The sequence below is a fragment of the Curtobacterium sp. PhB128 genome, assembly GCF_004340725.1.
Lineage (GTDB): Bacteria > Actinomycetota > Actinomycetes > Actinomycetales > Microbacteriaceae > Curtobacterium.
Genome location: NZ_SLUR01000001.1, coordinates 186955 through 212978, shown reverse-complemented (window position 1 = coordinate 212978; position 26024 = coordinate 186955). Strand labels below are relative to the sequence as shown.

Below are 26024 nucleotides of genomic sequence, written 5' to 3'. Positions count from 1 at the left end.
CGTTACTCCTGGTGACCGTTGTGGTGAGCGCCGCCGGTCGTCGGGACCGACTTCTGCACCTGCACCAGGAACTCGACGTTCGACTGCGTCTCCTTGAGGTTCCGCAGCACGATCTCGAGGGCCTGCTGCGGGTCGAGCCCGGCGAGGGCTCGGCGCAGACGCCAGGTGATCTTGACCTCGTCGGCGGAGAGCAGCTGCTCCTCGCGACGGGTACCGGAGGCGTTGACGTCGACGGCCGGGAAGATCCGCTTGTCCGCCAGGTGACGGTTCAGGCGGAGCTCCATGTTGCCGGTGCCCTTGAACTCCTCGAAGATGACCTCGTCCATCTTGGAACCGGTCTCGACGAGCGCGGTGGCGAGGATGGTCAGCGAGCCGCCGTCCTCGATGTTGCGCGCCGCACCGAAGAAGCGCTTCGGCGGGTAGAGCGCCGCCGAGTCGACGCCACCGGAGAGCACGCGGCCCGACGCCGGGGTCGACAGGTTGTAGGCACGGCCCAGACGGGTGATCGAGTCGAGCAGCAGCACGACGTCGTGGCCCAGCTCCACCAGGCGCTTCGCACGCTCGATGGCGAGCTCGGCGACCGTGGTGTGGTCCTCGGCCGGACGGTCGAAGGTCGAGGCGATGACCTCACCCTTCACCGTGCGCTGCATGTCGGTGACCTCTTCGGGCCGCTCGTCGACGAGGACGACCATGAGGTGCGCCTCGGGGTTGTTCTTCGCGACGGCGTTCGCGATGGCCTGCAGCACGACGGTCTTGCCGGCCTTGGGCGGCGAGACGATGAGGCCGCGCTGGCCCTTGCCGATCGGCGACACGAGGTCGATGATGCGGGTGCTCAGCTTGCCCGGCTCCGTCTCGAGACGCAGGCGCTCGTTCGGGTACAGCGGGGTGAGGTCCGAGAAGTCGACACGGGCCGCTGCTTCTTCGGCGGTCTGGCCGTTGACCGAGTCGACGGTCACGAGCGCGTTGTACTTCTGACGGCTCTGCTGCTCGTTGTCACGGGGCTGCTTGATCGAACCGACGACGGCGTCGCCCTTGCGCAGGTGGTACTTCTTCACCTGGCCGAGGGAGACGTAGACGTCGTTCGGTCCGGGCAGGTAGCCGGTGGTGCGGACGAACGCGTAGTTGTCGAGGACGTCGAGGATGCCCGCGATCGGGATCAGGACGTCGTCCTCGGTGACCTCGGGCTCGAAGTCGTCGTTCTGGCCGCCACGGCCGCGCTTGCGGTCACGCTGGCGACGGCTGCGGCCGCCCTCGGTGTCGTCGGCGTTCTGCTGGGCCTGCTGGCCCTGCTTCTGCTGACCGTTCTGCTTCTGCTGGTTCGCCGCCTGCTGCTTCTGCTCGGCGCGGTCGTCCTGCTTCTGGTCGCGCTGCTTGGCGTCGCCCTGCTTCGCGTCGGCCTGCTTGGCATCGGCCTGCTTCTGCTGGTCGCCGCCGTTCTGCTTCTGCTGGCCGGCCTGCTGGTGCTGCTGCCCGTCCTGCTGCTCGCCGTTCTGCTCGCCGTTCTCGGCGTTCTGCCCACGGCCACGACCGCGACCACGGCTGCGACGTCCGCGACGCGAACCGCCCTCGCCGTTCTGGTCGTTCTGGTCGTGCTGCTCGCCGGAGTCGGCGGCACCGGACTGGTCCTGCGACTCGCCGTCGGTGCTCTGCTGCTCGGTCCGCGCCTGCTGCTCGGTCCGCGCCTGCTGGTCGCTGCGGGCCTGCTGGTCGGTCTGGGCAGGTGCCGAGGTCGGCGTCTGCTGGTCGGCCGACTCGTTCGGCTGCTGGGCCTGCTGGTCGGCGCCGCGCTGGCCGCGGCCGCGACGCTGCCCACCGGTCTGCGTCTGGGCGGCTTCCTGGGCGTCCTTCTCGGCACGCACCTGGTCGAGGCCCGCGAGCAGGTCCTCGGTGCCGGTGTGGCCGGCGTTGGTGTGCTCGGCGGCCGAGGTCGGGCCGGCGTTCACGGTGCCACCGGAGGACGCACGGCGCGAACGGCGGGCACGCGACGGCGCGGCCGGCTCGGAACCGACGGCGGGTGCCTCGGGTTCGGCGACCGGAGCGGTCGGCGCCTCGGCGGCGGGCTCCGGCAGCGTCGGCTGCTCGGTCACCGGCGCCGCGGCGGGGATCGTCGCGGGCGCTGCCGCGGCGGGGACGTCGTCCGTGACGGGGCGCTTGTCCTCGATGGAGGCGATGAGGTCGCCCTTGCGGAGCTTCGAGAGCCCGGTGATGCCGAGCGAGGAGGCGATGCGCTGGAGTTCCGGCAGGCGGAGGGCGCGCAGGTCGCTGGGGATCTCCACCGGGGTGGAGTTGTTGTCGGTCAAGGTCGGTGTTTCCTTTCGAACCGCAGAACGCGGAGAGTTTCCACCGTCCCGGATGCACGGGTATGCATCGACCGCCGTTCAGACGACGGACCGGGATTCGGTGATCAGAAAGAGATGCACACCCGCGCGCCGGACCCTGCGACGTCGCAGGCGCTGTCCTTGAGGACGGGCATACCGTGCGGTTACGCGGGTTCGGCTTCGAGCGCCGAGTGCGCCACCACTGTAGCACCACCGAGATCGGCGGCCAGCATGAGCGCGCGCCAGTCGGATTCCCCGTGTCGGGCGACGAGATCCGCGGCCGTGAGCCGTTGTGCCGGGTCGCTGCCGAGGACGAGCAGGCTCGGTCCCGCCCCCGACACCACGGCCGCGAGGCCGTGCTGCCGGAGCAGTCCGATCAGTGCGTCGGTCTCCGGCATCGCGCTGGCACGGTACGCCTGGTGCAGGCGGTCCTCGGTCGCGGCGAGCAGGAGCTCAGGGCTCTGGATGAGCGCGGCGACGAGCAGCGCGGAACGGGAGACGTTGAACGCGGCGTCGGCGTGCGGGACGTTCTCGGGCTGCAGGGAGCGGGCGAGCTTCGTCGACAGCGTGGACGTCGGCACGAACACGACCGGTGCGACGCCGCGGTGCACCAGGAGGCGCTTGTACGCGGGTCCCTCGGCCGTCATCCACGCGATGGTGAGCCCACCGAAGAGTGCGGGGGCGACGTTGTCCGGGTGCCCCTCCATCTCGGTGGCCAGGCTGAGCAGGGTCGAGGCGTCCAGGTCGACGATGCCCTCGAGCAGCCCGCGGGCCGCCATCAGGCCGGCGACGATCGCGGCCGCCGAGGAACCGAGCCCGCGGCCGTGCGGGATCGCGTTCGTGGCGTGCAGCTCGAGGCCGGGCTGGTCGACGCCGGCGTGCTCGAGGCCGCGGCGGACGGCGCGCACGACCAGGTTCGTGTCGTCGGTGGCGACCTCGCCGGCACCGACGCCCTGCACCGTGACGGTGGCGCCGGCTTCCGGTCGGACCCGGACGACGACCTCGTCGTACAGCGAGAGCGCAAGACCGAGCGAGTCGAACCCCGGGCCGAGGTTGGCGGACGTCGCCGGCACGCGGACGCGCACGGCCCGTCCGGCGGGCAACACGTGGGCCGCCCGCCCGGCGGGCACAGCGTGGACCGCCCGTCCGGCCGGTACAGCACTGCGGGCGGTGACGCCCTCCCCCGGTCCGGACGAGCGGTCGGGGCTCACTGCGCCGCGACCAGTCCGAGCACGTCCGCGATCGACTTGGTGTCGACCGGCACGCTCGTCGGGGTGACCTCGCTGCCGTCCTCGGTGCGCAGGGCCCACTGCGGGTCCTTCAGGCCGTGGCCGGTGACGGTGATGACGACCTTCGCGCCCTTCGGCACGACGCCGGCGTCGGCACGCTCGAGCAGCCCGGCGACACCGATGGCCGAAGCGGGCTCGACGAAGACGCCGACCTCGGCCGACAGGATGTGGTGCGCGGCGAGGATCGCCTCGTCCGAGATCGCGCCGAAGTAGCCGTCGGTCTCGTCGCGGGCCTCGAGGGCGAACTGCCACGAGGCCGGGTTGCCGATGCGGATCGCGGAGGCGATGGTGTCGGGGTTCTTGACGACCTCGCCGCGGACGATCGGTGCGGAACCGGCGGCCTGGAACCCGAACATGCGCGGGAGCTTCGTCGTGCGACCGGCGGCCACGTCCTCGCGGTAGCCGCGGGAGTACGCGGTGTAGTTGCCCGCGTTGCCGACCGGCAGGAAGTGGAAGTCCGGGGCGTCGCCGAGGACGTCGACGACCTCGAACGCAGCGGTCTTCTGGCCCTCGATGCGGTCGTTGTTGACCGAGTTGACGAGGTGCACCGGGTAGTTCGCCGCCAGGTCGCGGGCGATGTCGAGGCAGTCGTCGAAGTTGCCCTGGACCTGCAGCAGCTGGGCGTCGTGGGCGACGGCCTGGCTGAGCTTGCCCATCGCGATCTTGCCCTCGGGCACGAGCACCGCGGCGGTGATGCCGGCGTGCGTGGCGTACGCGGCGGCCGAGGCACTGGTGTTGCCGGTCGAGGCGCAGATGACGGCCTTCGCGCCGTGCTCGACGGCCTTCGAGATCGCCATCGTCATGCCGCGGTCCTTGAAGGACCCGGTCGGGTTCATGCCCTCGAACTTGACGTAGACCTCGGCGCCGGTGCGCTCGGAGAGCCGACGAGCCGGGATGAGGGGCGTGCCGCCCTCGCCGAGCGTGACGATCGGCGTCGCCTCGGTCACGTCGAGTCGGTCGGCGTACTCGCGCAGGACTCCCTGCCACTGGTGGGCCATCAGGCTTCTCTCTCTGTCCGGTTGGTCGGTCTGGTGGTGGTTCGCGGTCGGCCTGGAGGCCCGTGGTGCGTCAGGCGCCGACGAAGCGCAGGACGCTGGTCACGTCCAGGACCACGTCTTCGCCGCGGAGCGTGCGGACGGTGTCCGCCAGGTCGGCTTCGCGCGCCAGGTGCGTGCCGATGACGAGCGCTGCCGTCCCCTCGGAGGCACCCGTGGTGGTCTGCTCGACGGTCTCGACGCTCACGCCGTGCTTCGCGAGCACGCCGGCGACCGTCGACAGCACGCCGGGGGCGTCCTTGACGTGCAGGGTGATCTGGTAGCGCGTGCGCACGGTGCCGATCGGGAAGACGGGCAGGTCCGACTGGGTCGACTCCGCGACACCCGGGCCGCCGATGACGTGCCGACGTGCGGCGGACACCAGGTCGCCGAGGACGGCGGACGCGGTCTCGACACCACCGGCACCGGCGCCGTAGAACATGAGGTCGCCCGCGGCCTCGGCCTCGACGAACACGGCGTTCTTCGCGCCGTGCACGCTCGCCAGGGGGTGCGACTCCGGCACGAGGGCCGGGTACACGCGGGCGCTGACGCCCTCGCGGCCGTCCTCGTCGGTCAGTCGCTCGGCGGTCGCCAGGATCTTCACGACGTAGCCGGCCTTGCGCGCGGCGCGGACCTGCTCGATGGTGACCGAGGTGATGCCCTCGCGGTGCACGGCAGCGAGCGGCACCGAGGTGTGGAACGCCAGCGAGGCCAGGATCGCGGCCTTCTGCGCGGCGTCGTAGCCCTCGATGTCGGCGGTCGGGTCGGCCTCGGCGTACCCGAGCTCGGTCGCGGTCGCCAGGGCGTCCTCGAACGTCGCGCCCTCGCGGTCCATCAGGTCGAGGATGAAGTTCGTGGTGCCGTTGACGATGCCCATGATCCGCTCGATGCGGTCCCCGGCGAGCGAGTCGTGCAGCGGTCGGATGATCGGGATGGCGCCGGCGACGGCGGCCTCGTAGTACAGCTGCGCGCCGACCTGCTCGGCCACCGCGAAGAGCTCCGGACCGTGGGTCGCGAGGAGCGCCTTGTTGCCGGTCACGACGTCCGCGCCGGACTGCAGCGCCTGCAGCACGAGCGTGCGCGCGGGCTCGATGCCGCCGATCAGCTCGACGACGATGTCGGCACCGAGGATGAGCGACTCGGCGTCGGTCGTGTAGAGGTCCTTCGGCAGGTCGACGTCACGCGGGGCGTCGACGTCGCGCACGGCGATCCCGACGAGTTCCAGGCCGGCACCGGCGCGCGAGGCGAGTTCGTCGGCGTGCTCGAGCAGGAGCCGCGCGACCTGGGACCCGACCGAGCCGGCCCCGAGCAGCGCGACGCGGACGTTGCGGTATTCGATCATCTGGAGTTGGTTCCTGTTCGTCGGGTCAGCGACCGGTGCCGGCGTGGGGCACGGGGCGGACCCCGGTGTCGCGGGCGAGGAGGTCGTCGATCGACTCGCCCCGCACGAGGATACGGGTTGTGCCGTCCGCCACGGCGACGACCGGCGGGCGGCCCACGTGGTTGTAGTTGCTCGACAGCGCCCAGCAGTACGCCCCGGTGGCTGCGACGGCGAGCAGGTCCCCCCGCTGGACGTCACCCGGCAGGTACTCGTCGTTGACCACGATGTCCCCGCTCTCGCAGTGCTTCCCGACGACGCGGGTGAGCACGGCGGGTGCCTCGGACGTCCGGGCGAGGCGAGCGGTGTAGTCGGCGCCGTACAGGGCAGGACGGGCGTTGTCGCTCATGCCGCCGTCGACGGACACGTAGGTGCGGGTGGCGTGGCCGGTGTCCGCGTCGCCGGTCTCGAGGGTGACGGGCTTGATCGTGCCGACGCGGTAGAGCGTGATGCCCGCCGGCCCGACGATGTAGCGACCGGGCTCGACCGCGACCTCGGGCACCGGGATGTCCCGCTCGGCGCAGGCCTCGGCGATGATCGCGGCGAGGGCGTCGGCGACGTCCTCGGGTGCGAACGCGGAGTCGGCCTCGGTGTAGTCGATGCCCCAGCCGCCGCCGAGGTTCAGCTCGGGCACCGGACCGGTCTCGACGAGGGTCGCGTGCACGTCCATCAGGCGTCGAGCGGCCTCGCGGAACCCGGACTCGTCGAAGATCTGCGACCCGATGTGCGAGTGCAGCCCGACGAACACGAGCGACGACTCGGCGCGCACCGCCTCGGCCGCGGCGACGGCCTCGGTGAGCGGGATGCCGAACTTCTGGTCCTCGCGCGCGGTCGCCAGGTACTCGTGGGTGGACGCGTGGACGCCGCTGTTGATGCGGATCCGGACGCGCTGCACGACCCCGGCGTCGGCAGCGGCACGGGCGACGCGCTGGACCTCCTCGTGGCTGTCGAGCACGATCGTGCCCACGCCGACCTCGACGGCGCGGGCGATCTCGGCGTCGGACTTGTCGTTGCCGTGGAAGCCGAGCATCGCCGGGTCGATCCCGGCGGCCAGGGCGACCGCGAGCTCCCCGCCGGTGCAGACGTCCACGCGCAGGTCGGCCTCGGCCATCCACGCCACGACCTGCGTCGTCAGGAACGCCTTGCCGGCGTAGTAGACGTGCGCCCGGGTGCCGATGCCCTCGAACGCCTCGGTGAACGCGTTCCGCACCCGGACCGCACGGGACTGCACGTCACGCTCGTCGACGACGTACAGCGGGGTGCCGTACTGCCGGACGAGGTCCGTCGCGGTGACACCGCCGACCGCCAGGTCGCCGTCGTCGGTCCGCGTCGCGGACGCGGGCCAGATCCGGTCCACCAGCTCGGAGGCGTCCGTCGGGAACCGCAGTCGCGGCGGTGCAAGGGGGTTCTCGCTCACGGGACCCGATCCTACCGACGCGGGGCGGGCCTCCCGTCCGTGTGACGCAGCCACGGGATCAGCCGCAGCTGCCGACCGTCTGCAGGCCCTGCTCGTTGAGCGGCAGCGCGTCCGCGGTGACGCGGACCGTCGCGTCGGCCTTCGAGACGTCGAGCGAGCGCACGCGGAGCGCCTCGGGCAGGAACTGCGCCGTGCAGACCTGCACCGGCACGTTCGTGACGCCGGGGATCGAGTCGACCTTGAGACCGAGGTCGGAGTTCGTGATCCGCACGCTCTTCGGGGTGATCGTGATGCCGCGGCCGTCGTCCTGCGCGACCACGTCGCCCTTCGCCGCGTAGGTGATGTCGTACCCGAGCACCGCCGTGGAACCGGACAGCTCGACGCCGCCGTCCACCAGGGTCAACCGGTCGAACAGCGGGCTGTACTTCGACAGGTCCTTCACGCTCGACGACGCCAGCGTGACCGTGCCGTCGACGTCGTGCACGTCGCCCTTGCCGTCCACGGGGACGTCCTTCGCGGTGACGTCGGCGGCGAGCGGGATGCCGTCGACGGTGAGCTTCTCGGACGTGATCTCGACCTGGTCGAGGGTGCCGCCGATGAGCTGCGGGATGACGATGCCGTCGGCGTGCGCCTCGACCTGGCCCGTGGTGCCGTCGGGCAGCGACTGCTCGACCTGCTGGGCGATGATGCGGTCGACGACCCCGCGGAGCACGAACTCGGCGATCACGACGAGGGCGGCGAGCACGACGACGACCACGATCAGGACGACGGGCCAGCGGCGGCGCTTGCGGGGGCGTTCGGTGGCGGCGGACATGCGTCCCACCCTGCCAGGTGGTCCCGTCAGCCTGCCTGGAGGCGCGGGGTGCGTCCGGTGGGCGGGTGCGGCGGGGCGATGGGTCCCTTCCACACCGTGGAACGGACACAGCACCGCGGGATTCCGCGGTGCTGTGTCCGGAACCTGGTTCCGGGGGGGGGGGCGGCCGCTCCGCTACATGCGGGACGGAGCGCTCACGCCGAGCAGGCCGAGGCCGTTGCGGACGACCTGGCCGGTGGCGTCGTTCAGCCACAGGCGCGTGCGGTGCAGGTCGGTGACCGGCTCGTCGCCGAGCGGGGTCACGCGGCAGGCGTCGTACCAGCGGTGGTACAGGCCGGCGAGCTGCTCGATGTACCGGGCGATGCGGTGCGGCTCGCGGAGCTCCGCGGCGTGGCGCACCACGCGCGGGTACTCGGCGAGGGCGCCGAGCAGCGCACCCTCGGAGTCGTGCGTCAACAACGAGGCGTCGAACACGGAGCGGTCGACCCCGGCGGCCTCGGCGTTGCGGGCCACGGACTGGGTGCGTGCGTGGGCGTACTGCACGTAGAAGACCGGGTTGTCGTTCGTCCGCTTCGTGAGCAGGTCGAGGTCGATGTCGATCGCGGTGTCGCTGGCGAACCGGACGAGCGAGTACCGGCCGGCGTCGACGCCCACCGCGTCGACGAGGTCCTCCATCGTGACGATGGTGCCGTTGCGCTTGGACATGCGCATCGGCTCGCCGTCCTTGAGCAGGTTGACCATCTGCCCGATCAGGATCTCGAGGTTCGTGCCCGGCTCGTCGCCGAACGCCGCGCACATCGCCATCATCCGGCCGACGTAGCCGTGGTGGTCCGCACCGAGCATGATCAGGTTGCGCTCGAAGCCGCGCTCGCGCTTGTCGAGGTAGTACGCCAGGTCGCCGGCGATGTACGCGGGCTCCCCGTCGGACTTGATGACCACGCGGTCGCGGTCGTCGCCGAAGTCGGTCGTGCGGAGCCACTCGGCGCCCTCGGCCTCGTACATCACGCCCGCCGAACGCAGCCGGGCGATGGCGCGCTCGACGGCCTTCGACTCGTGCAGGGCGTTCTCGTGGAAGTAGATGTCGAAGTCCACGCCGAAGTCGTGCAGCGACGACTTGATGTCCGCGAACATGAAGTCGACGCCCTCGCGCCGGAAGAGTTCCTGCGCCTCGTCGCGCGGCAGGTCCTTCACGTCGACCGAGGGGTCGAGCGTCGCGATGACGCGGGCCGCGATCTCAGCGATGTACGCACCGCCGTAGCCGTCCTCCGGCGTGGGCTCACCGAGCGCCGACGCGACGAGCGACCGGGCGAAGCGGTCGATCTGCGCGCCGTGGTCGTTGAAGTAGTACTCGCGGGTGACGAGGCCGCCCTGCGCCTGGAACACGCGGGCCAGGCTGTCGCCGACCGCCGCCCAGCGCACGCCGCCCATGTGGATCGGGCCGGTCGGGTTCGCCGACACGAACTCCAGGTTGATCCGGACGCCGTCGTACAGGTCGCCGTGCCCGAAGGCGTCGCCGCCCTCGACGATGGTGCGGGCGATCTCACCGGCCGCTGCGGCCTCGAGCGTGATGTTGATGAACCCCGGGCCGGCGACGTCGACCGAGGCCACGCCGTCGAGCTCGGTCAGCTCGCCGGCGATCTCCGTCGCGAGCTCGCGCGGGTTCGTGCCGATGCGCTTCGCGAGCTGCATGGCGGCGTTCGAGGCCCAGTCGCCGTGCGCACGGTTCTTCGGACGCTCGAGCACCACGTGGGAGTCCCCGATCGTCACGGTCTCGGACGCGCCTCGTCGCTCGACGATCCCGGTCAGGATCGACAGGTACGCGGCGGAGAGTTCGGCAGGAGTCACGGCGGACGAGTCTACCGGGACACCCAGGTGCACGCCGGACGATGGGCCATCATGTCGGGATGACCACCCGAAGCCGTGCCCGGGCGTGCTCCGTCGCCGTCGTCACCGCCGCAGCAGCACTCGCGTTGTCGGCCTGCTCGGGCGGCGGGGACAGCGACCCGACGCCCAGCCCGACCCCGGTCGGCAAGACGGTGTCGCAGACCTGCGCCGAGCTCCTGCCGACCGAGGCCCTGTCCGTCTACGGGACGACCTTCGCGCTCGACGACTCCTTCACGCCGGCGAAGGGCTCCCCCGCCGCCACCATCGCGAAGCAGCGGGGCCGCGTCTGCCAGTTCGTCGCCACCGACGACGACACCGAGACGATCACCCTGGCCGTCGCCGACCTGCCTGAGAAGTCGCTCACGAACCTGAAGGACGCCCTGTACGACCGGGGCGGATCGGTCCCCACCTACCGCGTCGAGGGCTACTTCGCGCTGAACGACGGCATCGGCCGCGCGGACGCCTTCGCCGACCCGTACTGGATCACCACGCAGTCGACGCTGTTCACGGAGCCCGGCGGCGCACAGCCCGTCGTCGACGCGGTGCGCGCCGCGCTGCAGCCGTCGGCGACGGCGACGGCGACGGCGACACCCGCGGGCTGACGCGACCGCGCACGCGCCGGCACGGTGCCGGGTCCCCCGCCCGGTGCGAGGTTGCACGCTTGGTGCGCGCTCACAAAGCCGCAGGGAGTGCGCAACGCCGCACGGGCCCGCGACGCGCGCACGGTGCGGACGGGAGGCCCGTGGCGGGCCCGCACCGTGCCTCCCGTCCAGCGGCGACCACGCACAGTGCCGGGCCCGCCGCCCGGTGCGAGGTTGCGCGCCTGGTGCGCGCTTGCAGCGCCGCACGGAGCGCGCAACCCCGCACGGGCCCGCGAAGTCCGCACGGTGCGGACGGGAGGCCCGTGGCGGGCCCGCACCGCGCCTCCCGTCCGACGGCCACCACGCACAGTGCCGGGCCCGCCGCCTGGTGCGAGGTTGCACGCTTGGTGCGCGCTCACAAAGCCGCACGGAACACGGAACCTCGCACCGGCCCGCAACGGACGCACGGTGCGGACGGGAGGCCCGTGGCGGCCCCGCACCGTGCCTCCCGTCCGACGGCCACCACGCACAGTGCCGGGCCCGCCACCCGGTGCGAGGTTGCACGCTTGGTGCGCGCTTGCAGCGCCGCACGGAGCGCGCAACCTCGCAAGGGCCCGAGACGCGCGCACGGTGCGGACGGGAGGCCCGTGGCGGCCCCGCACCGCGCCTCCCGTCCGCCCTGCGGCCGCGTCTCGTGCGCGACACGCGCTGTCCAGGAGCCCGCGCCGGACCTGCTACGGTTGTTCCACCCCTTGGCCCCCATAGCTCAGGGGATAGAGCACTGCCCTCCGGAGGCAGGGGCGGAGGTTCGAATCCTCCTGGGGGCACTGTCACATTTCCGCGCAAGCAGTTGTCTTCGCTGCGCTCAGTCAGCTGCGCGCGATGTCGCCTGCGGCGACCTTCCCCCGTTGAGACTTCTCCGGGTCCGTCGCCAGTCTCGTGGCCGATGTCGACGCTCGCGCGGATGATGAGCAGGAATGGTCGGGTCGGGGGAAGCGACTCGACAGTTTCTGCTCACGAAGCGCCCGCGCGCACCGCGCTACCCCGTGTTTCCCCGCGCGTCACGCGCACCCCCTAGGATCACGGGCCGGTCGTCCTGCACGCGACCGGGAAGAGGGAACCGATGACCACCGGCACCGGGAACGCGCAGCTCGAACTCGCCCGCGGCGGGCACGCCCCCGCACCACGGACCCTGTTCGACGTCCTCGCGGCGACCGCGGCCACCCACCCGACCGCGACCGCGCTCGAGGACCCCGCCGGCACCGTCGACTACGCCGCCCTGCTCGACCTGGTGCGCGCGCAGGCTGACGACCTCGCCCGTCGCGGAGTCCGCCGGGGTGACCGGGTCGGGGTGCGGATCCCCTCCGGCGGGCGTGACCTGTACCTGTCGATCCTCGCGGTCCTCGCCGCCGGAGCCGCGTACGTGCCCGTCGACGCCGACGACCCCGAGGAACGCGCGACCCTCGTGTTCGGTGAGGCCGGAGTCGTCGGCGTGATCGGGGCCGGCGGCGTCCTGCGCGACCGCGACGGCGGCGAGCTGCCCGTGACCGACCCCACGGCGAGCGCCGAACTCCCCCACCTGGACGACGACGCGTGGATCATCTTCACCTCGGGGTCGACCGGGGTGCCGAAGGGCGTGGCGGTCACCCACCGCAGTGCTGCGGCGTTCGTGGACGCCGAGGCGCGGATGTTCCTGCAGGCGGCGCCGATCGGTCCCGGTGACCGGGTGCTGGCGGGGCTGAGTGTGGCGTTCGATGCGTCGTGCGAGGAGATGTGGCTGGCGTGGGGGCACGGTGCCGCGTTGGTGCCGGCGCCGCGGTCGTTGGTGCGGACGGGGGTGGACCTGGGGCCGTGGTTGATCGCGCACACGATCACGGTGGTGTCGACGGTGCCGACGCTCGCGGCGCTGTGGCCGGACGATGCGTTGGAGCAGGTGCGGCTGGTCATCTTCGGTGGTGAGGCGTGCCCGCCGGAGCTGGCGGCGCGCATCGCGAGCCGGGACCGTGAGGTGTGGAACACGTACGGTCCGACGGAGGCGACGGTGGTGGCGTGCGGGTCGCTGCTCGACGGGAGCCAGCCGATCCGGATCGGGCTGCCGCTGGACGGGTGGGACCTGGCGGTCGTGGACGGTGCCGGGCAGCGGGTGGAGCCGGGCGGGGTCGGTGAGCTCGTGATCGGTGGTGTCGGGTTGGGGCGGTACCTGGACCCGGCGAAGGACGCGGAGAAGTACGCGCCGTTCCCGGAGCTCGGGTGGGAGCGGGCGTACCGGAGTGGTGACCTGGTGCGCTACGACCCCGAGGGGCTCGTGTTCCAGGGGCGTGCGGACGACCAGGTGAAGCTCGGTGGTCGGCGCATCGAGCTCGGGGAGATCGACGCGGCGCTGCAGGCGCTCGACGACGTGGCCGGTGGTGCGGCCGTGGTGCAGCGGACGCCGGCGGGCAACCAGGTGCTGGTGGGGTACGTGGCGCCGGTGGCGGGTGCCACGGTGGACGTCGCGGCTGCGAACGCCCGGTTGCGGCAGGAGCTGCCCGCGGCGCTCGTCCCGCTCGTCGCCGTGGTGGACTCGTTGCCGACGCGGACGTCGGGCAAGGTCGACCGTGCCGCGCTGCCGTGGCCGTTGCCCGGGGCGACGGACGCCGCGATGCTGCCGGACACGGTGGCGTGGATCGCGGAGCGTTGGGCGGCGATCCTCGGGGTGCCGGTGTCGAGCGTCGACGACGACTTCTTCGCGCACGGTGGCGGGTCGCTGACGGCGGCGCAGCTGGTGTCCGCGATCCGGGAGCGGTTCCCGACGACGACCGTCGCCGACGTCTACGACCACCCGCGCATCGGCGCGCTGGCGGCCGCGTTGGACGAGTCCGGTCCGGTGGCGGCCGCATCACGCGACGTGACGCCGGTCCCGCCGACGACGGGCCTCGCGATGACGTTGCTGGGCCTGCCGGTGCAGGTGCTGCGCGGGTTGCGGGTCCTGACGTGGACGGCGCTGGTCGCGGCGGTGCTGCACGCGACGACGCTGCCGTTCCTGCCGGTGCTCCCCTGGCCGGCGCTCGTCGTCGCGCTGCTGGTGTTCGTGACGCCGATCGGCAAGATGGCGCTCACGGTCGTGCTGGCCCGGCTGCTGCTCGTCGGGGTCCGGCCTGGCGACCACCCCCGGGGTGGCTCGGTGCACCTGCGGGTCTGGCTGGCGGAGCGGATCGCCGAGGCGGTCGACGGTCCCTCGACCGCCGGGGCGCCGTGGATCAGCTACTACGCCCGTGCGCTCGGGGCGCGGATCGGCACGGACGTCGACCTGCACACGCTCCCGCCGGTCACCGGGATGCTCACGATCGGCAAGCGTGCGTCGATCGAGCCCGAGGTGGACCTCGCGGGGCACTGGGTGGACGGTGACGTGTTCCGGCTCGGCCGGGTCCGTGTCGACGACGACGCCGTCGTGCACAGCCGCACCACGCTGCTGCCCGGTGCGCACGTGGGCGCGGGTGCCGAGGTCGAGGCCGGCTCGGCCGTCGCCGGCCGGGTGCCCGCCGGTCAGCGCTGGGCGGGTTCGCCCGCCGAACGCGTCGGGTCGGCCAGGCACGGCCGGGAGGCCCGTCCCCCGTCGCGTCGACGCTGGCTGCTGGCGTACGGGGCCGGCTCCGTGGCCGTGGCCGGGTTGCCGGTGATCGGGGTCGCGGTCGGGCTGCTGGTCGCGGTCGCCCTGGTCGGGCGCGCGTCGTCGCTCGGCGACGCGGTGCTGCGCGCCCTCGCGACCGTGCCGCTCGCGACCGTCGTCGCCGGGGCCGTGTACGCGCTGCTCGTGGTGGGGTCGGTGCGGTTGCTCGGCATCGGGCTGCACGAGGGTCGCCACCCCGTGCGGTCGCGGATCGGCTGGCAGGCGTGGTCGACGGAGCGGGTGCTGGACGCGGCGCGGACGCTGCTGTTCCCGCTGTACGCCTCGCTCGTGACGCCCGTGTGGTTGCGGCTGCTCGGGGCGAAGGTCGGCCGGAACACGGAGATCTCGACGGTCCTGCTCATCCCCGCGCTGACGCAGATCGCGTCCGGTGCCTTCCTGGCCGACGACACCATGGTCGCCACGTACGAGCTCGGTGGTGGCCGGGTGCGGATCGGCCGGTCGAAGGTCGGTCGGCGGGCGTTCCTCGGCAACAGCGGGATGACGGGCGCCGGACGCTCGGTCCCCCGCGAGGCGCTGGTGGCGGTGCTGTCCGCCGTGCCGAAGAAGGCCAAGCGCGGGTCGTCGTGGCTCGGCTCGCCCCCGGTGCGGCTGCGCCGTGCGGCGACGCAGTTCGACGAGGAGCGCACCTTCCGCCCACCCGTGCGGCTCAAGGTCGCCCGCGGCTGCTGGGAGCTGCTGCGGCTCGTGGCCCCGATGGTGTCCGCTGCGATCGCCCTCGGGGTGGCGGGCACCCTGCTCGCCCTGTGGTCGGCGGTCGGCGTCGGGTGGACGGTGCTGCTCGCCGGGCCGGTGCTCATCGTCGCCGGGGCCGTCGCCGCGGTGGTGTCGACGATCGCGAAGTGGGCGTTCGTCGGCCGGATCACCGCCCGGGAGCACCCGCTGTGGTCGTCGTTCGTGTGGCGCAACGAGGTGCAGGACACCTTCGTCGAGACGGTCGCCCGACCCTGGTTCGCCGAGCAGGCCACCGGCACCCCGGCCCTGTCGGCGTGGCTGCGGAGCCTCGGCGCGACGATCGGCCGCGGCACCTGGCTCGAGACCTACTGGCTGCCCGAGGCCGACCTCGTCACGATCGGGGCCGGCGCCTCGGTGGCGCGCGGGACCGTCGTGCAGACCCACCTGTTCCACGACCGGGTGATGCAGCTCGACACCGTGCGCCTCGACGCCGGCGCGACCCTCGGGCCGCACAGCGTCGTCCTGCCCGCAGCCGGCATCGGCACGGGCGCCACGGTGGGTCCGGCCTCGCTCGTGATGCGCGGCGAGCAGGTGCCCACCGGGTCTCGCTGGTCCGGCAACCCCATCGCTCCGTGGACAGCCGAACCGGCCACCGTGGCGGACTGACCGGCGCCATGGGGTTGACTGGGACCGTGCCGAACACCCCCGCTGCCGACCCGTACACCCCGCACAGCGGCGACCGACGCTGGAGCGCCGAGCACTACGACCTCCGCCTCGACTACCGCGTGGCCACGAACCGTCTCGACGGCACGGCGACGATCACCGCCCGAGCCCACGAACCCCTCGACCGGATCGTCATCGACCTGCACGGCCTGAGCGTCGAGCGCGCCGACGTCGACGGCACCCGCGCGAAGAAGGTGTCGAAGGCGGTGCACAAGGTCACCGTCACCCCGGCGTCGCCGATCGCTGCCGACACCACGTTCACCGTGCACCTGCGGTACCGCGGCAACCCGCGCCCCGTCCGCAGCGCCTGGGGCCAGGTCGGCTGGGAGGAACTCACCGACGGCGTCATCGTCGCGGCCCAGCCGACGGGGGCGCCCTCGTGGTTCCCCTGCAACGACCGACCGGACGACAAGGCGACCTACCGGTTCGAGATCGCCGCCGAGGCCGCGTACGACGTCCTGGCGAACGGTGAACTTCTCGGCAAGGAACGCGACCGCATCGGCACCAGGTGGACCTACGCCACCACCGAGCCGATGGCGACGTACCTGGCGACGGTGCAGATCGGGCGGTACCGCACGACGAGGCTCCGCGGTGCCGTCGTCCCCGTGACCCTGCACCACCCCGCCGACCTGGCTGCCGCCGCGAAGACCGACTTCGGGCAGGTGCCGGAGATGCTCGCGCTGTTCTCGGACCGCTTCGGCCCGTACCCGTTCGCGGCGTACGGCGTCGTGGTCACCGACGACGAGCTCGAGATCCCCCTCGAGGCCCACGGGCTGGCGGTGTTCGGCCGGAACCACGTCGACGGCGAGCACGGCACCGACCGGCTCATCGCGCACGAGCTCGCACACCAGTGGTTCGGCAACTCGGTGACGGTCACCCGCTGGCAGGACATCTGGCTGCACGAGGGGTTCGCCTGCTACGCCGAGTGGTTGTGGTCCGAGCACCACGGCGGCGACACCGCCGACGTGCTCGCGGCGCAGTACCGGCAGGGGCTCCTCGACCAGCCCGAGGACCTCGTCGTCGGTGACCCCGGCGCGAAGGACATGTTCGACGACCGGGTCTACAAGCGCGGGGCCCTCGCCCTGCACGCCGTCCGCCGCACGTTCGGCGACGACGCGTTCACCGCCGGACTGCGCAGCATCACCGAACGGCACCGGCACGGTTCGGTGACGGTGCCCGACGTGCTCAGTGCGTTCGCCGACGCCGCCGACCGTTCCGTCGCGGACGTCCGGGCGGTGACCGGGCCCTGGATCGACGAGGCGTCGGTACCGGCGCTGCCCGCGCCGCGCGTCGACTAGCCAGCCAGCTCGCCGTCGGCCGGGTCGCAGCTGACCTCGGACCAGACCGCGTCGAGCGACAGCCCGACCACGCCGGCGACGGACGCGATGGTCGAGAACGCCGGGGTCGCGATCCGCCCGGTCTCGATCTTGCGGAGGGTCTCGGGCGAGATCCCGGCGGCGAGGGCGGTGTCGACGATCGACCGTGGGCCACGTGCGCGGCGGAGCAGGGCACCGAGACGGCGGCCGCGCGCGACCTCGTCGGGGCGGAGCGGGAGACGGACCATCCCCACATAGTAATACCGGTATGATCATCCGCGTGATCGAGATCCTGACGCCCACCGAGGTCGAGAAGGCCCGTGCCACCGGAGCCCTCGTCGGCACCATCCTGCAGACCCTGCGCGAACGCACCCGCGTGGGCACCAACCTGCTCGAGATCGACCGGTGGGCGAAGCAGATGATCGAGGCCGCCGGCGCGGACTCCTGCTACGTCGACTACGCACCGTCGTTCGGCCGCGGTCCGTTCGGCCACCACATCTGCACCGCCGTGAACGACGCCGTGCTGCACGGGCTGCCGCACGACCGGGCTCTGGCGGACGGCGACCTGCTCACCCTCGACCTCGCGGTGTCGCTGGACGGCATCGCCGCGGACGCCGCCGTGAGCTTCGTCGTCGGCACCCCGCGCGACGAGGACCTCGCCCTCATCGACGCGACCGAGCGCGCCCTGGCCGCCGGGATCGCCGCCGCCCGCCCCGGGGCCCGCATCGGCGATCTGTCGCACGCCATCGGGACCGTGCTCGAGGGGGCGGGCTACCCGGTCAACGTCGAGTTCGGCGGCCACGGCATCGGCTCGACCATGCACCAGGACCCGCACGTGTCGAACACGGGCCGCGCGGGCCGTGGCTACACGCTCCGTCCGGGCCTCCTGCTCGCGCTCGAACCGTGGGTGATGGCGGACACCGACGTGCTCGTCACCGATGCCGACGGCTGGACGCTCCGCAGTGCCACGGGAGCCCGGACGGCCCACACCGAGCACACCATCGCGATCACCGAGGACGGCGCCGAGGTGCTCACACTCCCCCGCTGAGCGACCCCTCGACCACGACGGGCAGCCCGCCGGCCGCGACGACGAGCACCAGGTCGGGTGCCGGCCGGTGGACCGACACCGGGTGGTCGCGCCCCTCGAACCGCGCGGTGCCGGCAGCGACGTCCACGTCGACCGACAGCGGATCGACGCGCAGGCCCCGACCGTCGCGCTTCAGCACGGCCTCCTTCGCCGCCCAGCAGGCCGCGAGCGAGCCGGCACCACCGGCCGAGCGCTCGCGTTCGCCGGACGTGAAGACGTCGAGGGGCGCTGCGCCGACGCGGGACACCCGCTCGAGGTCGACGCCGACCATGCCCGGCGCGACCGCGAGCGCGAGCACGCCGGTGGTGCGCGACAGACTGACGCCGAACGCGGTGCCGTGCACCGTGGCCCAGGGACGACCGTGGTCGGTCCCGGCACAGTGTGGGCAGACGCGCCCCGCGCGCACGGCGACCGTCTCGACTGCCGCAGCCGCCGCGACGGCGGCGACCAGGGCCTCCCGGTCGGCCGCGCGGTCCGGACCCGTCGCGCACAACGTCACCACGACGGCCTGGAGGCCCGAGTCACCCACGCACGCAGCCTACGGTGCGCGGATGGCCGGCCCAGAGCCGTGGTCGCTACGCGTGCGTGAGTGCGATCAGTGCGACGTTCATCGTGCTGTAGAGACCCTCGGATCGGGTCGCCTGGCGGACGCGTCCGCGCAGCACTTCGTAGCGGCCGTCGTGCTCGCGCACGAAGCCGATCACGCCGGTCGCCGGCGTCGAGACGCGGTGGTAGCCGTCCTCGAGCGGGACGACCTCGGTACTCGTGGTTCGCTCCATTGCTGTTCCCTTCCGTTCGTCGTCGAACAGTGGCGTCAGCCTACCCCGCTCCGGGGGACAAGACACCCATGGATCGGCTTGTCCACAGTGTTCGCCGAGAGTCCGTCCGTCGCTTGCGCGCCGTGGATAGACTCCGCGCGACGGCGCTCTCATGGCGCCGTTCGGGACGGCGTCGACGGCGCCGACCGGTGACGGACGGAGGACGGATGCGAACGGTCCAGCGTGGATCGGGCACAGGCGGGTCGAGGACGGAACGGGGGACAGCGCGGCTCTGGGGTCGCGTCACGGCAGCGGCCGTGGCGATGTTGATCGTCCTGGCTCCGGCGGCGACCGCGCAGGCCACGGCACCCGTCGACCTGGGTGGGGCGTACGTCCTCGACGAAGCCGACGCCCTCAGCTCCTCGCAGCAGGCGCAGGTCGAACAGGCGGTGCAGGACCTGTACGCCGAGACCCAGACGCAGCTGTACGTCGTGTTCGTGCCGACGTTCACCGATCCGACGGACCACACCGCGTGGGGCTCCGCGGTCATGGAGCAGAACCAGATCGACACCGACGGCATCCTGCTGTCGGTCGCCGTCGACGACCGCAACTACGACGTGCAGCAGACGAACGAGACCGCCATCTCCGAGTCCGACGTGCAGAGCGCCGTGAACGACTCGCTGCTCCCCGCGCTGAAGCAGGGCGACTGGTCCGGCGCGGCCGTGGCGTTCGCGAACGGGCTGACGGACACCCAGGCGCCGCCGAACCTGACCTGGGTCTGGATCCTGCTGCTCGTCATCGTCGTCGGCCTGATCGTCGTCGTGCTCGTCATCCGCACCCGCAACAAGCGGAAGACCGCCGCGGCCACCCAGGCACAGCAGGAGTCTCTCGCCGACCTCGAGCGCACCGCCGGCGGCGCGCTCGTGACGATCGACGACGAGCTCCGCACCGCCGAGCAAGAGGTGGGGTTCGCCACGGCCCAGTTCGGTCCCGACGCCGCGAAGCCCTTCGCCGACGCCGTCGCCGCTGCGCAGCAGGCCGTGCGCAAGGCCTTCACGTTCCGGCAGCAGCTCGACGACGAGATCCCGGACTCCCCGCAGCAGCGTGCGGACTGGGCGAACCAGATCATCGCGATCTGCCAGCAGGCGCACGCCTCGATCGAGGAACAGACCGAGTCGTTCGACAAGCTCCGGTCGCTCGAGGACGGCGTCGAGGAAGCAGCCGCCGCACTGGCCCAGGCCGTCGCGGAAGCACCGGCGTCGGTCGGCGCAGCAGCAGCCGCGCTCGACCGCGTGCGAGCGAACTACACCGGCCGTACCCTCGCGACCGTCGCCGACAACGTCGACCAGGCACACCAGGTGCTCGCCTACGCCACCGAGCGCTCGAACGCGGCCACCGCGGCGATCGCGGCCGGCGACAAGGGCGAAGCGGTGGTCGCCGTGCGCGACGCCCAGCACGCCCTGGCCCAGGTGCAGCAACTCACGAACAGCGCGGTCGCGGCCGAGGGCACCTTCGCCGAGGCCACCGCACGCGCCGAGGCGATGCGCATCGACATCGAGGGCGACATCGCCGCGGCCCGGACCCTCACCGTGGGCGGGCCCGACCTCGCCGCGGCCGTGACCCGGGCGCAGACCGTGCTGCGGCAGGGGTTCGACCCGAAGGACCCGATCACCGCGGTCGACGCCCTCACGAAGGCGAACACCGAGATCGACCAGGCCATCGCGGCCGCCCGGGGTGCCGAAGAGCAGCAGCGCCGGGCGTCCCGCGCCCTCGACGACGCCCTGCGCGACGCCCGGAACCGGATCAGCCAGGCGCGCGAGTACATCTCGCTGCACCGTGGCGGCATCGGACCGACCGCCCGCACCCGTCTGTCCGAGGCCGAACGCGCCCTCGACGACGCCGTGCAGCTCGCCACCACCGACCCCGGACAGGCACTGCAGGCAGCACGGGCGGCCGAGCAGTACGCCGCCGCGGCGATGGACTCGGCGAACGACGACATGGGCGGCTGGGGCGGCGGTGGCGGCGGCTTCGGCGGTGGCGGCGGCAACGGCGCCCAGCTCGGCGGCCTCGTCACCGGCATCGTGCTCGGCGGCCTGCTCGGCGGTCGCGGTGGCAGCTTCGGCGGCGGCTCCTTCGGGGGCGGCGGAGGCGGCGGCTTCGGCGGCGGGGGCGGTTTCGGCGGTGGCGGAGGCGGCGGCGGAGGCGGGTTCTCCGGCGGCGGCCGCTTCTGACCCCGACCCACCCGACGACCAGACCACCGACCAGTACCAGCCAGACCAGAACCCGACAGACCAGACACACCACGTCAGACCTTCCAGGAAAGGGAACAGCAATGGCAAAGCAGACGATCTTCGGCCGCATCTCCACCCTCGTGCGGGCGAACATCAACCAGCTCATCGACAACGCCGAGGACCCGCAGAAGATGCTGGACCAGCTCGTGCGTGACTACACGAACAACATCGCCGACGCGAAGACGGCGATCGCGCAGACGATCGGCAACGTGCGGCTGCTCGAGCAGGACCACGAAGAGGACAAGCGCGCCTCGTCCGAGTGGGGCCAGAAGGCCGCCAACGCCTCCACCGCCGCGGACAAGTACCGCGCCGAGGGCAAGACGGCCGAGGCGGACAAGTTCGACAACCTCGCCAAGATCGCGATCGGCAAGCAGATCGCGGCCGAGCAGGAGGTCAAGGACGCCGAGCCGAACCTCGCCTCGCAGAACGAAGCGGTCGAGAAGCTCAAGACCGGGCTCGCCGGCATGGAGCAGAAGCTCGAGGAGCTCCGTGCGAAGCGCGACAACCTCGTCGCCCGCTCGAAGACGGCCGAGGCGCAGTCCAAGGTCAACGACGCCCTCGGCAACATCGACGTGCTCGACCCGACGAGCGACCTCGGTCGCTTCGAGGAGAAGGTCCGTCGTGAAGAGGCCAAGGTCCTCGGGCAGCAGGAACTGCAGTCGTCGAGCCTCGACGCCCAGTTCGAGAGCCTCGAGGACGTCGGCAAGGACGCCGAGGTCGAGGCACGACTCGCCGCGCTGAAGTCCGGCGGCTCGTCGAGCCTCTGACGTTCCCGGACGACCTTCCCGGACGACGCCGGACCCCAGCTGACAGACTGAGACGATGCAGTTCCTCGTGGTCGGTCAGTGGCAGGGTTCGGCGTCGTCGCGCGCGATGCGCCTCGGGGACGGAGCGACCGCGATCGCGGCCGACCTCCCCCGTGCGTCCACCACCGTGGTCGACGTCCCCGCCGGCGCGGGCGACCGGCTCGAGACGGCCGTCGCCCGCTACACCTCCGTGCTCGCCGTCGCCGACCGCGTGGCCGAGGAGACCGGCGTCGCCAGCGAACCCGTCCTCGTCGTCGGCGGGGACGGTGCGAGCGTCCTCGGCGCGACCGTCGGCCTCGGCCCGGACACCGCGTTCGTCCGCATCGCCGGGTCCAGCGGGTACCGCGCACTCAACCGCGCCCAGCCCGTCGCCGCCGAGACCGCAGCCCTCCGGATCCTGGTCGACCGCGCCGACGAGCTGTTCCCCGGGCTGCCGGTGCTCCCCGCTTCGTCGGTCGTGGTCGCGGGCGTCCGCGGGCTCGACGACGCCGAGGACGCCGCACTCGACCGTGCCGGGATCACCCGACTCGACGTCGACGCCGCGACCCCGGACGCCCTCGCCGCCGCCGTCGACGCCACCGGAGCGACCTCGGTGTTCGTGCACGTCGACCTCGACGTCCTCGACCCGTCCGAGGTCGACGGCCTGCTCGAGCCGGTGCCGTTCGGACTCGACGGCGCGGGACTGGTCGAGCGGATCCAGGCCGCGACCCGCGGCCGCCGCCTGGCCGGCGCCGCGCTCACCGGATTCGCTCCCGTCGACCCGGAGCGTGCAGTGGACGACCTCGGCGTGATCCTGCGCGTCGTCGGGGCGTTGACCAGCGCCTCCCGGGTGGCCTGAGAACCGACCCGGCGCGCCGGGCGCACCCCATGCCGGTCCGCGTACGCTCGGCCTCATGACGGACTACGACCTCATCGTGATCGGCGCCGGCGCAGTCGGCGAGAACGTGGCGGACTACGCCCACAAGCGCGGCCTGGCGGTCGCGATCGTGGAGTCCGAACTGGTCGGCGGCGAGTGCTCCTACTGGGCGTGCATGCCGTCGAAGGCACTGTTGCGCAGCGGCCACGCCCTGGCAGCGGCGAAGCGGCTCGACGGCGCGAAGCAGGCCGTCACCGGCGAGCTCGACGCCGCCCACGTGCTCGCCCGCCGCAACTCGTTCACCTCGGACTGGAAGGACGACGGTCAGGTCTCCTGGCTCGAGTCCGCCGACATCGCCCTGATCCGCGGCCACGCCCGCATCACCGGCGAGAAGACCATCGAGGTCGGCGGTGAGACGCACACCGCCCGTGCCGCCGTCGCCGTCGTGACCGGGTCGCTGCACGCGCTGCCCGACGTGCCGGGACTCGCCGAGGCGAAGCCGTGGGGCACCCGCGAGGGCACCAGCGCCCAGCAGGTGCCGGAGAGCCTGCTCGTGATCGGCGGCGGTGTCGCCGGCTCCGAGCTCGCCACCGCCTGGGCATCGCTCGGCGCGAAGGTCACCCTCGTCGCCCGGCACGGACTGCTCGGCGGCATGGAACCGTTCGCCGGCGAACTCGTCACCGATGCCCTCCGCGAGCTCGGCGTCGACGTCCGCACCGGCGTGAACCCCGTGCGGGTCGACCGCGACGAGCACGGGCTCGTCACCACCACACTCGACGACGACACCACCGTCATCACGAGCGAGGTGCTGGCCGCCACCGGCCGCACCCCGCACACCGCCGACCTCGGCCTCGAGTCCGTCGGGCTCACCGCCGGCGACTGGCTCGAGGTCGACGACACGATGCTCGTGCACGGCACCGACTGGCTGTACGCCGTCGGCGACGCCAACCACCGCGCCCTCCTCACCCACCAGGGCAAGTACCAGGCCCGCGCGGCCGGCGAGGCGATCGCCGCCCGGCACCAGGGCACGCCGCTGCACACCGAACCGTGGGGCGCACACGTCGCGACCGCCGACCACGCCGCGGTCCCCCAGGTCACGTTCACCGACCCCGAGGTCGCGAGCGTCGGCCTGACCGAGAAGGCCGCACGAGAGCAGGGGCTGAACGTCCGTGCCGTGGAGTACGACCTCGGCGGCGTCGCGGGTTCCGCCCTGCAGGCCGACGGCTACACCGGCCGCGCCAAGATGGTCGTCGACGAGGACCGCGGGGTCGTCGTGGGCGTCACCTTCGTCGGCCAGGACGTCGCCGAGATGCTGCACGCGGCGACGATCGCCGTCGTCGGCGAGGTACCCGTCGACCGCCTCTGGCACGCGGTGCCGGCCTACCCGACGATGAACGAGATCTGGCTCCGGCTGCTCGAGACCTACGGTCGCCCGGCCTGAGCATGCGCGGACTGGCACGCCGGGCGCTGCTCGACTCCCCCGTGTCGCGGGTGGGCTGGCTGTTCGCCACGGCGGTGGGCCTGGCGATCGGTGTGCCGCTGTCGACCGGCCGCGTCCGCGTGGTCGACGGGCTCGTCGTCTGCTCGGGGCTGCCGCGGTGGGTGTTCCGTCGTGGTGGCACCTGCGTGGGTTCGGTGTACCTGACCCGGGACAACGACGGGCCCCGGGTGCTGCGGCACGAGCGGGTGCACGTCGAGCAGTGGCGGCGGTACGGCATGCTCATGCCCGTGTTGTACGCCGTCGCCGGCCGAGACCCGCTCCGCAACCGCTTCGAGGTCGAGGCGGGGCTGGAGGACGGCGGCTACCGCTGACGGGTGCCCGTGCGCGGCGCTGTCTGTGCTTCCCGCATCGTTTGCCGTGTGCCGATCGGTCACGACACCCCGTCGGGCCGGCGCCGAGTGGTCGCAGACCGTCGGCGGCTCCGGCCGCATCCGACGGTCTGCGACCGCTCGGCGCGGCACGCGCGGCGCGGCGTGACTTCGGTGAGGGCCGGACGGGCGACGAGACGTGACCGAACGGCGGACGGGAGGCACGGATCACGGCCGCCACGGGCCTCCCGTCCGCCCTGGCCCGGCCCACCTGCCCGGCTGAGCAGCGCTGATCGGTCGCGACACCCCGCCGGGGCGGCGCCGAGCGATCGCTGACCGTCGGCCGCACCGGCCGTGGCCGACGGCACGCGGCCGCTCAGACGCCCTCCACCCCTGCCGCCGAGGTTCCACGACATGCCGCGTGCGTTGCGCCGAGGTTCCGCGGACGGCCCGGATGCGGCTCGAGATGCCGAGATTTTGGAACCTCGGGGCGCGGGGGCGGGCGGGTCAGGCGGCGGGACGACGGGGGACGATGAGGGGCGTGCCGGTCTCGGGGTCGGGGACGACCACGCACGGCAGGCCGAAGACGTCCTCGACGAGGTCGGCCGTCAGCACCGCGGCCGGGGGCCCGGCAGCGACGATCGACCCGCTGCGCATCGCGATGACGTGGGTGGCGTACCGCGCCGCCTGGTTCAGGTCGTGCAGCACCGCGACGACCGTCCGACCCGCGGCGTGCAGGGCGGAGGCCAGCTCGAGCACGTCGTACTGGTGGGCGATGTCGAGGAACGTCGTCGGCTCGTCGAGCAGCACGATGTCGGTCTCCTGCGCCAGGACCATCGCGATCCACACGCGCTGCCGCTGCCCGCCGGAGAGCTCGTCGACGCTCCGGTCCGCGAGCTCCACCGTCGACGTCTGCTCCAGGGCGGCCTGCACGGCACGCCGGTCGGACCCGGACGACGGGTGCAGCAGGTCCTGGTGCGGGAACCGCCCTCGGGACACGAGGTCGCGCACGGTGATGCCGTCCGGTGCGATCGGCGTCTGGGGCAGCATGCCGACCCGCCGGGCCACGGCCTTCGGGCGGTAGGAGTCGATCGGCGCCCCGTCGAGGTACACCGTGCCGGCTCGGGGCTTGAGGGTGCGCGCGAACGACTTCAGCAGCGTCGACTTGCCGCACGCGTTCGGACCGACGATGACGGTCAGTTCACCGTCGGGGACGTCCACGTCGAGCCCGTCCACCACGATGCGGTCGTCGTAGGCGAGCGTCAGCCCACGCACGCCGAGCGCGGTCGTCGGGACCCCGACCACGCTGGTCGGCAGTCCG

At 72.7% G+C, this 26024-nt stretch carries 20 protein-coding genes and 1 tRNA gene; 10 read left to right on the top strand and 11 right to left on the bottom strand.

The window, feature by feature from the left end; all coding sequences use genetic code 11:
- Positions 1–2: 2 nt before the first annotated feature.
- The 7 genes from rho to argS form a co-directional block, all read right to left on the bottom strand.
- Positions 3–2300 (bottom strand): transcription termination factor Rho, encoded by a 2298-nt coding sequence (rho, locus tag EDF23_RS00945; protein WP_131920031.1) that lies wholly within the window; start codon positions 2298–2300, stop codon positions 3–5.
- Positions 2301–2482: 182 nt separating this feature from the next.
- A complete protein-coding gene (thrB, locus tag EDF23_RS00940) occupies positions 2483–3424 on the bottom strand; it encodes a homoserine kinase (RefSeq protein WP_131920029.1) in 942 nt (313 codons plus the stop codon).
- A gap of 101 nt (positions 3425–3525) precedes the next feature.
- Positions 3526–4605 carry a threonine synthase gene (thrC, locus tag EDF23_RS00935; protein ID WP_123294272.1) on the bottom strand — a complete coding sequence of 360 codons (1080 nt, stop codon included), beginning with the start codon at positions 4603–4605 and terminating at the stop codon, positions 3526–3528.
- Between the two features lie 70 nt (positions 4606–4675).
- The gene (locus tag EDF23_RS00930; RefSeq protein ID WP_131920027.1) at positions 4676–5983 is read right to left on the bottom strand and encodes a homoserine dehydrogenase; all 1308 of its coding nucleotides are present in this window, start codon (positions 5981–5983) and stop codon (positions 4676–4678) included.
- 25 nt (positions 5984–6008) lie between these two features.
- The gene (lysA, locus tag EDF23_RS00925) at positions 6009–7436 is read right to left on the bottom strand and encodes a diaminopimelate decarboxylase (RefSeq protein ID WP_131920025.1); all 1428 of its coding nucleotides are present in this window, start codon (positions 7434–7436) and stop codon (positions 6009–6011) included.
- A 58-nt stretch (positions 7437–7494) separates the two neighbouring features.
- On the bottom strand, positions 7495–8250 hold the full coding sequence (locus tag EDF23_RS00920; RefSeq protein WP_111083857.1) for an LmeA family phospholipid-binding protein: 756 nt from the start codon (positions 8248–8250) through the stop codon (positions 7495–7497).
- Between the two features lie 174 nt (positions 8251–8424).
- Positions 8425–10095, bottom strand: a complete 1671-nt coding sequence (argS, locus tag EDF23_RS00915) for an arginine--tRNA ligase (RefSeq protein WP_131920023.1) — start codon at positions 10093–10095, stop codon at positions 8425–8427.
- 59 nt (positions 10096–10154) lie between these two features.
- On the opposite strand from argS, the gene EDF23_RS00910 reads away from it, so the two are divergent.
- The 4 genes from EDF23_RS00910 to EDF23_RS00895 all read left to right on the top strand — a co-directional run bounded on the left by EDF23_RS00910 (position 10155) and on the right by EDF23_RS00895 (position 17078).
- The gene (locus EDF23_RS00910) at positions 10155–10736 is read left to right on the top strand and encodes a hypothetical protein (protein WP_131920021.1); all 582 of its coding nucleotides are present in this window, start codon (positions 10155–10157) and stop codon (positions 10734–10736) included.
- Between the two features lie 734 nt (positions 10737–11470).
- A tRNA-Arg gene (locus tag EDF23_RS00905) sits at positions 11471–11542 on the top strand.
- Positions 11543–11838: 296 nt separating this feature from the next.
- Positions 11839–15723 carry a Pls/PosA family non-ribosomal peptide synthetase gene (locus EDF23_RS00900; RefSeq protein ID WP_131920019.1) on the top strand — a complete coding sequence of 1295 codons (3885 nt, stop codon included), beginning with the start codon at positions 11839–11841 and terminating at the stop codon, positions 15721–15723.
- Between the two features lie 26 nt (positions 15724–15749).
- Complete coding sequence (locus tag EDF23_RS00895) at positions 15750–17078, top strand: M1 family metallopeptidase (RefSeq protein WP_243648768.1); 1329 nt, start codon at positions 15750–15752, stop codon at positions 17076–17078.
- On the opposite strand, the gene EDF23_RS00890 is transcribed toward EDF23_RS00895, so the two are convergent.
- A complete protein-coding gene (locus EDF23_RS00890; RefSeq protein WP_027465796.1) occupies positions 17075–17344 on the bottom strand; it encodes a helix-turn-helix domain-containing protein in 270 nt (89 codons plus the stop codon). The genes EDF23_RS00895 and EDF23_RS00890 overlap by 4 nt on opposite strands.
- A 32-nt stretch (positions 17345–17376) precedes the next feature.
- On the opposite strand from EDF23_RS00890, the gene map reads away from it, so the two are divergent.
- Positions 17377–18144, top strand: a complete 768-nt coding sequence (gene map, locus EDF23_RS00885; protein ID WP_131920017.1) for a type I methionyl aminopeptidase — start codon at positions 17377–17379, stop codon at positions 18142–18144.
- Here the strand turns inward: map and EDF23_RS00880 are convergent.
- Both EDF23_RS00880 and EDF23_RS00875 read right to left on the bottom strand, forming a co-directional pair.
- Entirely contained in the window at positions 18128–18712 is a 585-nt protein-coding gene (locus tag EDF23_RS00880; RefSeq protein ID WP_131920015.1) for a 4'-phosphopantetheinyl transferase superfamily protein, read from the bottom strand. The two genes, map and EDF23_RS00880, sit on opposite strands and share 17 nt — an antisense overlap.
- A 46-nt stretch (positions 18713–18758) precedes the next feature.
- Complete coding sequence (locus tag EDF23_RS00875) at positions 18759–18962, bottom strand: hypothetical protein (protein ID WP_071255966.1); 204 nt, start codon at positions 18960–18962, stop codon at positions 18759–18761.
- A gap of 302 nt (positions 18963–19264) precedes the next feature.
- Between EDF23_RS00875 and EDF23_RS19700 the strand changes: the two genes are divergently transcribed.
- The 5 genes from EDF23_RS19700 (at position 19265) to EDF23_RS00850 (ending at position 24706) form a co-directional block, all read left to right on the top strand.
- Entirely contained in the window at positions 19265–21172 is a 1908-nt protein-coding gene (locus EDF23_RS19700; RefSeq protein WP_279388789.1) for a TPM domain-containing protein, read from the top strand.
- A 101-nt stretch (positions 21173–21273) separates the two neighbouring features.
- Positions 21274–21999 (top strand): PspA/IM30 family protein, encoded by a 726-nt coding sequence (locus tag EDF23_RS00865; protein WP_123294264.1) that lies wholly within the window; start codon positions 21274–21276, stop codon positions 21997–21999.
- A gap of 55 nt (positions 22000–22054) precedes the next feature.
- A complete protein-coding gene (locus EDF23_RS00860) occupies positions 22055–22876 on the top strand; it encodes an arginase family protein (RefSeq protein WP_131920011.1) in 822 nt (273 codons plus the stop codon).
- 55 nt (positions 22877–22931) lie between these two features.
- A complete protein-coding gene (locus EDF23_RS00855; RefSeq protein WP_123671673.1) occupies positions 22932–24335 on the top strand; it encodes an NAD(P)/FAD-dependent oxidoreductase in 1404 nt (467 codons plus the stop codon).
- 2 nt (positions 24336–24337) lie between these two features.
- A complete protein-coding gene (locus EDF23_RS00850) occupies positions 24338–24706 on the top strand; it encodes a Fe-S oxidoreductase (RefSeq protein WP_123294261.1) in 369 nt (122 codons plus the stop codon).
- Positions 24707–25210: 504 nt separating this feature from the next.
- Here the strand turns inward: EDF23_RS00850 and EDF23_RS00845 are convergent.
- Positions 25211–26008: an ABC transporter ATP-binding protein gene (locus EDF23_RS00845; protein ID WP_243648767.1), complete on the bottom strand. Its 798-nt coding sequence runs from the start codon at positions 26006–26008 to the stop codon at positions 25211–25213.
- Positions 26009–26024: the final 16 nt, after the last annotated feature.

What these genes read in the sequence shown, in the direction of transcription:
- EDF23_RS00890 (WP_027465796.1), bottom strand. Translation starts at nt 17,344, where the DNA reads ATGGTCCGTCTCCCGCTCCGCCCCGACGAGGTCGCGCGCGGCCGCCGT.
- EDF23_RS00850 (WP_123294261.1), top strand. Translation starts at nt 24,338, where the DNA reads ATGCGCGGACTGGCACGCCGGGCGCTGCTCGACTCCCCCGTGTCGCGG.
- thrC (WP_123294272.1), bottom strand. Translation starts at nt 4,605, where the DNA reads ATGGCCCACCAGTGGCAGGGAGTCCTGCGCGAGTACGCCGACCGACTC.
- EDF23_RS00855 (WP_123671673.1), top strand. Translation starts at nt 22,932, where the DNA reads ATGACGGACTACGACCTCATCGTGATCGGCGCCGGCGCAGTCGGCGAG.
- EDF23_RS19700 (WP_279388789.1), top strand. Translation starts at nt 19,265, where the DNA reads ATGTTGATCGTCCTGGCTCCGGCGGCGACCGCGCAGGCCACGGCACCC.
- EDF23_RS00910 (WP_131920021.1), top strand. Translation starts at nt 10,155, where the DNA reads ATGACCACCCGAAGCCGTGCCCGGGCGTGCTCCGTCGCCGTCGTCACC.
- EDF23_RS00930 (WP_131920027.1), bottom strand. Translation starts at nt 5,983, where the DNA reads ATGATCGAATACCGCAACGTCCGCGTCGCGCTGCTCGGGGCCGGCTCG.
- EDF23_RS00900 (WP_131920019.1), top strand. Translation starts at nt 11,839, where the DNA reads ATGACCACCGGCACCGGGAACGCGCAGCTCGAACTCGCCCGCGGCGGG.
- EDF23_RS00865 (WP_123294264.1), top strand. Translation starts at nt 21,274, where the DNA reads ATGGCAAAGCAGACGATCTTCGGCCGCATCTCCACCCTCGTGCGGGCG.
- EDF23_RS00920 (WP_111083857.1), bottom strand. Translation starts at nt 8,250, where the DNA reads ATGTCCGCCGCCACCGAACGCCCCCGCAAGCGCCGCCGCTGGCCCGTC.
- EDF23_RS00875 (WP_071255966.1), bottom strand. Translation starts at nt 18,962, where the DNA reads ATGGAGCGAACCACGAGTACCGAGGTCGTCCCGCTCGAGGACGGCTAC.
- EDF23_RS00860 (WP_131920011.1), top strand. Translation starts at nt 22,055, where the DNA reads ATGCAGTTCCTCGTGGTCGGTCAGTGGCAGGGTTCGGCGTCGTCGCGC.